General features: G+C 35.9%; 6 protein-coding genes. All 6 read left to right on the plus strand.

Annotation, left to right across the window (positions count from 1 at the left end):
* The first annotated feature begins 872 nt into the window (after positions 1 to 872).
* The 6 genes from JCM15548_RS19490 to JCM15548_RS21825 all read left to right on the plus strand — a co-directional run bounded on the left by JCM15548_RS19490 (position 873) and on the right by JCM15548_RS21825 (position 7,575).
* On the plus strand, positions 873 to 1,883 hold the full coding sequence (locus JCM15548_RS19490; protein ID WP_062128770.1) for an HNH endonuclease: 1,011 nt from the start codon (positions 873 to 875) through the stop codon (positions 1,881 to 1,883).
* Between the two features lie 309 nt (positions 1,884 to 2,192).
* Complete coding sequence (locus JCM15548_RS19495) at positions 2,193 to 2,432, plus strand: N-6 DNA methylase (protein ID WP_062128773.1); 240 nt, start codon at positions 2,193 to 2,195, stop codon at positions 2,430 to 2,432.
* 17 nt (positions 2,433 to 2,449) lie between these two features.
* Positions 2,450 to 2,878, plus strand: coding sequence for a GFA family protein (locus tag JCM15548_RS19500; RefSeq protein ID WP_062128775.1), 429 nt, complete (start codon positions 2,450 to 2,452; stop codon positions 2,876 to 2,878).
* An 855-nt stretch (positions 2,879 to 3,733) separates the two neighbouring features.
* Positions 3,734 to 5,326: a type I restriction-modification system subunit M gene (locus JCM15548_RS19505; protein ID WP_062128777.1), complete on the plus strand. Its 1,593-nt coding sequence runs from the start codon at positions 3,734 to 3,736 to the stop codon at positions 5,324 to 5,326.
* On the plus strand, positions 5,316 to 6,566 hold the full coding sequence (locus JCM15548_RS19510; protein ID WP_062128779.1) for a restriction endonuclease subunit S: 1,251 nt from the start codon (positions 5,316 to 5,318) through the stop codon (positions 6,564 to 6,566). Before JCM15548_RS19505 ends, JCM15548_RS19510 begins: the two co-directional genes overlap by 11 nt.
* A gap of 1 nt (position 6,567) precedes the next feature.
* Positions 6,568 to 7,575, plus strand: a complete 1,008-nt coding sequence (locus tag JCM15548_RS21825; protein ID WP_062128781.1) for an abortive infection family protein — start codon at positions 6,568 to 6,570, stop codon at positions 7,573 to 7,575.
* Positions 7,576 to 7,666: the final 91 nt, after the last annotated feature.

A 7,666-nucleotide genomic window follows, 5' to 3' on the forward strand; every position in this document is an offset into this window, starting at 1 on the left:
TTGTATATAAAACACTTGGCAGTCAGTGGGTTATCGTGCATTTTAGCTCGTATCAAAAGTAGTTGTAACTTGACAGGGAAGTGCTTCGAAATGCCAAACGTTTCATAGTGTGCCGAGAAGCAGAATATAGGTAAAATATTGTTATGCATGCTGTAGTTAAGATGGTGGAAACAGTTGTAAGTTGAACCATCGGTGTCGTCTTACAGGAGAGGGCATCAATTGAAGCGAAGCGAAAATCATGAGCGCCTAATTTAAAACATGATTGCGAGTAAACCACCTTAAGGTGCTGTGGTATAGAGCTATGGTCCTGAGCGTTTAGGAAAAGACTATCTATAAGATAGTACAGGTAAGGATATAGGATCTGAACGAGAGTGAACCCTTGATGAGGAGTCGAGAAGTTGTACACCCAGTCAAAAGCTACGGAGTATGAAACGGAGTTATAAGTATAGCGGGAGCCTGAATTATTGGCTATACGGCTCGCGTCTTTCAGAGGGCAGGAACTATATCTGGGCTTAATTACGGAACTCGGGAACCTGCATGGTAATGCCAAGGGATGAGCACAATGGGAACAAACCAGAGGCTCGAAACCGAAGTGCCATGTAGGGGCGGACTAACTCGTAGTAGTGTTGAAGCTTCTGTAATGGAAGTGGAGCGAAGGGGTTAGCTATTGTAGTTAAATCAATTACCAACTTGAAAGGGGATGAGTTTCCAAATTTTGCTACATTAGAAGAGCCGTGTGATGGAGACTATCAAGCCCGGTTCTGTGAGAGGCTTAGGGAGAAGTTCCCTTTGCCTACTCGACCATGTGGGCGTTAGGCAACACAAATAAATAACAAATGAAAAGGTTTCAAACGACTATTGAATCATAGAAGATGGCTAAAATCATACAAGGAATAACAATAGTAATAGTGATTTATATTGTATACCAAATTTTCTCTGGCATCTTTACGATAATAGGGAACAATATTGATGTACTAATAATAGCAGGATTATCTGGAATGGTTTTAGTTATTGCTTACCTCCAATACTCGGAAATATATTTCAAAAGTAAGAAATTTAATCACATAAAGGAAAGCATTAGCGAACACACAAATAATTGCAACGAATTAAACCATTACATAGAAGAATTAAAAAGGTCTTATGTAGTCATAGAAACATACAATTATGGCACTGCAGAAATTATTGATAACAGCCTTTATAATTTTCAAAGAAAGGAGAGGAAAAAGGACATCCAGAGTAATAAAACACATCGTTGCTCTGCTATTGTGCTAAAAAACGCTAGCGACCAACCAATTAAATACCTTTGCAAATACTTCAACATAGAAAAGAAAGAAGAGTCACTTTCAAAATTTGAAAAAGTCTTAAATGATTTCACCTCGGTTGAACAAGGTAAGGACTCAATAAGGAAAGAGCGAGACTTTATATTAAGTAGTATATATAATTCAATTCCACTTCTAATCAGGAAATTCAGCCCGAAAAAATTAACCAGAAAACTGGGATTTGAAACAGTGGATATTAGTGATGCATATATTCCAACTTTCAGCTTTCAGTATGTTTCAGCTGGAGGTAATAGTTCTTCAAGACTTGATATAAAACTAAATATTGAGAACCTCAATCACCTAATCAATTACTTAAATAACGCAATAAAATGGACCAAAAGTATTGCTGGTCAAAGAGCCTTAATGACTTCTATATTGAGAGAGGAAATCAAAGAAAGAGATAATTACAAATGTTGTTCCTGCGGTTTAGGGATAGAAGATGAACCAAATTTATTATTAGAAATTGACCACATTGTTCCTTTATCAAAAAGAGGAATGACTACTTTTGATAACCTTCAAACCTTGTGTTGGAAGTGTAACAGAACAAAAGGATCGAAGCTTTAAGATTTAAAAAGCCCTATGTGGATAATAACGATGAAATTCCAAACTATATTTTGAAAAATGAACACCAATACGTTGTCTAATATATTAGGAGTCTGAGCGGCCGGTACGACCCAGCGATGACTCTCGGTTGAACAACATCCCGTTAGGACTACAACCTTCTTTTATGAACTTTAAGTCGGTTTTTGATGTTTGTGGCAAGGCCACCCATGGTGCCGTCTTCCCATTTTTAAGCATTTGAACTTATTTGTGGCTAGTCGTAGTGCCTGAGAAGTTGAAAATCTGTTTCTTTTGCGTTGAAATAAACAGATTGTGGATACTTACCGGATTCGGAAGGACCGTGACCGCTATTCGCGCAGGGTGTCGATGGAGGAGATTGAGAAGAATGGCTACAACTTGAATATTTCGCGCTATGTGAGTACGGCGGAGGAGGAGGTGGCTGTGAATTTGAAGGAGGTAAATGGGCGTTTGTCTGCCATTAACGAGCGGATTAAAAGCAGTACGGAAAAGCACAATGCGTTTTTACGGGAATTGGGCTTGGATACGATTTAGGGGGGCATACTTTTACAATACATTGTAGACCAAAATGCTTATCAAATGGAACACTTGGTTCATGTTTATGCAAGGGAATTGAGTTTAAAGTAATAGGTGACTTTGAAACGTTTTTTTTATGTCATTGCAGCTACTGTAGGAAAGACACAGGGTCTGCTCACGCTGCAAATTTGTTTTCCACAACAGCTCAACTGGAATGGATAAAAAGAGAAGTTGAAATAAAGATATTTCAACTTCATAAAAGCAATCATGTGAAAGCCTTTTGTTCAAATTGTGGTTCAGCTTTGCCCAATTTACAAATGGAAGGTAAGCTTTTAGTCGTTCCGGCAGGAAGTTTGGATACTGAATTAGAAAAACGACCTAATGCACATATCTTTACCTCGAATAAAGCAAGTTGGGATGAGTCGTTGGAAGAAATTAAAAGTTTTGAACGTTTCCCCGAATAAGAAGAAAAGGGCTACTTCTTTTGCGGCAATCAGGATGCCGCAGGGAATACTACCGTTAAGTATTCTATTCATTCCTGAAATGCTCAAAAGATACTGCCATTAGAGATGTTTATGATTTGATAGATAAAAACATCCTGCAAAAAGAAGCAGCAGAGGGGCAAAGTACAAATTATGAACTAAAGGAATGAATCAGAAATAAAAGAAGTGCTACTTTTGGAACAGGTTTTAAGTTTTATGAAACTTTTTTTTATGCTAATAGCCTGCTGCTGAATTATAAGCAAAAATCAGGGCTTGGTCCTGTTTTGTTCAAACTTCGTCAATAAATGGTCGAAATTTCAGACTGGCGTGATTCTGACTTGAAAAATAATGCTACTTTTGAAATGAGGCTTCTGGATTTGACCAGAACTTAGAATTTCGAACATTAAAACACCTGACATGCCACACTACTTAAAAATATCTTCAGGAGTAATATGCTCGTTAAATCAACGGTTTACGCGATCAATTTGGCTCCCCATAAATGGTCTTAAATGCAATTCGTTTATGGAGATGTTGGCAACAAGTGTAAAGTCAGACGACCAGACAGATACGATAGTGATAAATAATAAAGAAAGAAAGGATTTAGCTTTTTTGACAGGACAGTGCAAATTTGATGGAAGTTTATTTTGTTTTTTTCTTTTCCCCGCAAAAAAAAAGAAGGAAACTCCACCCACATTACAAACATTGCCAAAGCCCCACGAGCCAACGCTAAAACCAAAACTTTGTCAAAGAGTGCAATCTTGCCGACACACGGTGATAAATTGAAACTGAATCTGTATTTTTAAAGATTTTAAAATATGAACAAGGATAAATTATAATATGTCAGAAGAACAAAAGAAAAAACTCGAATCCCAACTTTGGGGAATTGCGAACCTTTTAAGAGGAAAAATTAGTGCAGACGATTACCGAGACTATATACTCGGTTTTATATTTTATAAGTACCTGAGTGAAAAGCAGTATTTATATGCTAATACATTGCTTGAAGGCGAAGAAATAAAAGACTACAAAGAGGTTACAGATAAGGAAACGCTTGAAGCAATAAAAGAAGAATCGCTTTTAAAATTAGGGTACTTTCTACAACCACAAGAATTGTTTTCTGAATTAGCAAAAAAAGGAAATGCCGACACCGAGAGCGAAAGCAACTACATAATTGAAGATTTGCAAGCCGTGATGAACCACATTGAGCAAAGCACAATGGGAACAGAATCGGAAGAAGATTTTAATGCTTTGTTTGAGGACTTGGATTTGACTTCAACGAAAATTGGTAGAACGGTTGGAGTCAGAAACGCAGTGATTGTAAAAATCTTAAATCATCTCGATAAAATTGATTTTAAGCTTGAAGAAATTGATTCTGATGTATTAGGCGATGCTTATGAATACTTGATTGCGAAGTTTGCCGCAGGAGCAGGGAAATCGGCAGGAGAATTTTATACGCCACAGCAGGTTTCTAAAATCTTAGCAAAAATTGTAACTACAGGAAAAACAAAACTAAAATCGGTTTACGACCCCACTTGTGGTTCTGGTTCTTTGCTTTTGCGTGTGGCAAAAGAGGTAAAAGATGTAAGCGAATTTTACGGTCAAGAACTCAACCGCACTACTTACAACCTGGCTCGTATGAATATGATTTTGCACGACAAGCATTTTCGTGAATTTGACATACAGCAAGAGGACACTTTAGAAAACCCGCAACATTTAGACAAACGATTTGAAGCAGTTGTTGCTAATCCGCCATTTTCGGCACATTGGAAAAGCGATGCAAACCCACTAAACAGCACAGATGAGCGTTTTAGCCAATACGGAAAACTTGCCCCAAAAACAAAAGCCGATTACGCATTTGCACTACATATGATACACCAGTTGGCAGAAAACGGAACAATGGCAACCGTACTTCCTCACGGAGTATTGTTTAGAGGTGCAGCCGAAGGTGTTATCCGTAAATATTTGATTAGTGAACTTAATTATTTGGATGCTGTAATTGGTTTGCCTGCCAATATCTTTTACGGTACGAGTATTCCTACTTGTATTTTGGTATTTAAAAAATGCCGTGAGGTTGACGACAATGTAGTTTTTATTGATGCCAGTGGAGACGGACATTTTATAAAAAACGGAAATCGAAATGTCTTGCGAGATGAAGATGTACAAGAAATAATTGACACTTACCGAGCAAGAGAAACCAAAGACAAATACAGCTATGTCGCTTCCTTGGAAGAAATAGCTGAAAACGACTACAACCTAAACATTCCTCGCTATGTGGATACTTTTGAAGAAGAAACCGAAATTGATTTAGGAGAAGTTTCGGAACGCTTGATAGGTTTTGACAATGAACTTGAAGAGGTAAATGCTGAAATTATTGGCTTTTGCTACGAATTAGGGATAGTTCCACCTTTTAAAGTTGAAGAGGATGGAGAATAATTTGACGCCTGAATTAAGGTTTCCTGAGTTTCAGGATGAATGGAATAAGTCAATCATTAAAGAGATTGCGAATAAAATTACTGATGGTACACACGATACACCAAAAGCAACGGAAACAGGGATCCCTTTTTTGACTGCAATACACGTACGTGATGGGTTTATAGATTTTGAAAATTGCTATTATTTACCTGAAGATGTTCATCAAAAAATTTATGCAAGATGTAGCCCTGAAAAAGATGATTTATTAATGGTTAATATTGGGGCTGGAGTTGCAACTTCCGCAAAAGTTGATGCTGATTTTGAATTCAGTTTGAAAAATGTTGCTCTGATTAAACCTAATAAATCGAAAATAGACCCTGATTTCTTCACTCAAATTCAAAGAAGAAATAGTGCAAGACTTCGTCATCAGATTTCTGCTGGTGGAGCACAACCTTTTTTATCTTTAAAAGAGATTGGAAATCTAAAGCTTATTATTCCAAATAAAAAAACAGAACAAACCAAGATAGCCAACTTTCTAACCGTAATAGATAAACGCATCAACCTACTGCAAAAAAAGAAAGCCGAATTGGTGCAATACAAAAAAGGCGTAATGCAAAAATTGTTTTCACAAACCATTCGCTTTAAAGATGAAAACGGCAATGACTTTCCTGATTGGGAAGAGAAGAAGTTGGGAGAGATAGGAGTATTTCAAACAAGTAGTGTTGATAAAATTTCAAATGACGATGAGGAGCAAGTTTATCTTGTCAATTACATGAATGTTTATCGACACGAAAATATTAGCAATTCAACGCGTGGAAACTTGCAAGTAGTAACAGCTAAAGAAAATCAAATAAAATCATCGAATTTAAAAAAAGGAGATATTCTTTTTACCCCATCATCAGAAACACCATCTGATATTGGGCATTCGGTGGTAATTTTTGAAGACTTAGAAAATACATTATTTAGTTATCATTTAATGAGATTTAGACCAAGTGTTAAACTCGACCTTTTATATTCTCACTATTTTTGTAATATTCCATCGGTACTTAAACAGCTTTCAAGTTTTGCAACCGGAAGTACAAGGTTTACAATCTCTGTTGGTAATTTTTCAAAAATAAAAGTACAGCTGCCGTCGATAGATGAACAAATAAAAATTGCCAAATACCTATCAAAAATAGATAAGTCCATTGAGAGATTAGGCAATCAAATTGATAATTCAACCAAGTTTAAGCAGGGTCTACTGCAAAAAATGTTTGTGTGATATGGATAAAACAAGAGAAATCATATTAGCAAATATTGAAAAGCACAGCCATTTTGAGGAATACTTCAAAATACTCGATATTATTAAAGTAAATGAATTTAAAAACCCCGACATCTGCATAGAAAGCTGTAAGGCATTAATTGAAGGTATTTCAAAAACAATAATTGTAAACCTTGATAATACCAGAACAGCCGATAATATTGATGACGATAATTTGCCGAAATTATTTAAAGAATCAATGAATTTGCTAACTGATAGGTGTGAGGATATTGAAGGCGATTTTATTATTCGATTCTCTGCAATTATTCAGGCATTAGGAGAAATCAGAAATAAACGAGGAGATATTTCACACGGCAGAATGGCACCCAAATCCATTTTTAGTTCACACAAACTTGCATCAACTGTTAAGAATATGACAGAAAGTATGCTTGAGTATGTGCTTGTACATTACTTTTCAATTGATTTCTCAACTGGTAAACTCATTTATGATGAATTAGAAGAATACAATAATTGGCTTGATGACAATACTGATTTTCCAATAAAGAAAGCAAAATATAGTCAACTTCTGTATGAAAATGACATTGACGAATACGAAAACAGGTATAACAACGATTTTCTGAAAACCGATGATGAAGAAACGAAAAAAGAAGAAGTTGTAGACGAGAAACCTGAAGTTAAAGAAGAACCAAAAAAAGAAGAAGTCAAAGCAGAACAGCAAGAAAAGGAAATTAAAAAATTGGTTGGTACATTTGATGAAGAAAGTTTTTGGGGCGATGCTACAAATGAAAAAACAGAAGAATTTGCTGAAACGGAAAATCTTAAAATTAAAGAGTTGAAAAAACTGATAACTGATTTTCTATTCAGCGAAAAAAAGCCATTGAGAGATGATGTTTCAAACACAATGAATGAAAAGCCATCGTTAAAAGAAAGAGCAAAGACAATTGAAGCATTAACCGGAAGAATTATTGCTTTTGCTGATGAATTGAAAAAGCAAAAATTGGAAGAATGACTACTCAGCCCGAACAAATATTAGAAAACAATCTTGTTGCTCAATTACAAAAACTGGGTTATAAAAACGTAGTCATTAATTCTACTTTGAC

The organism is Geofilum rubicundum JCM 15548 (assembly GCF_000974365.1).
Classification (GTDB): domain Bacteria; phylum Bacteroidota; class Bacteroidia; order Bacteroidales; family Marinilabiliaceae; genus Geofilum; species Geofilum rubicundum.

Bases quoted from the DNA above. Each gene is read 5' to 3' on its own strand.
- JCM15548_RS21825 (WP_062128781.1), top strand. From the start codon at position 6,568: ATGGATAAAACAAGAGAAATCATATTAGCAAATATTGAAAAGCACAGC.
- JCM15548_RS19490 (WP_062128770.1), top strand. From the start codon at position 873: ATGGCTAAAATCATACAAGGAATAACAATAGTAATAGTGATTTATATT.
- JCM15548_RS19505 (WP_062128777.1), top strand. From the start codon at position 3,734: ATGTCAGAAGAACAAAAGAAAAAACTCGAATCCCAACTTTGGGGAATT.
- JCM15548_RS19510 (WP_062128779.1), top strand. From the start codon at position 5,316: ATGGAGAATAATTTGACGCCTGAATTAAGGTTTCCTGAGTTTCAGGAT.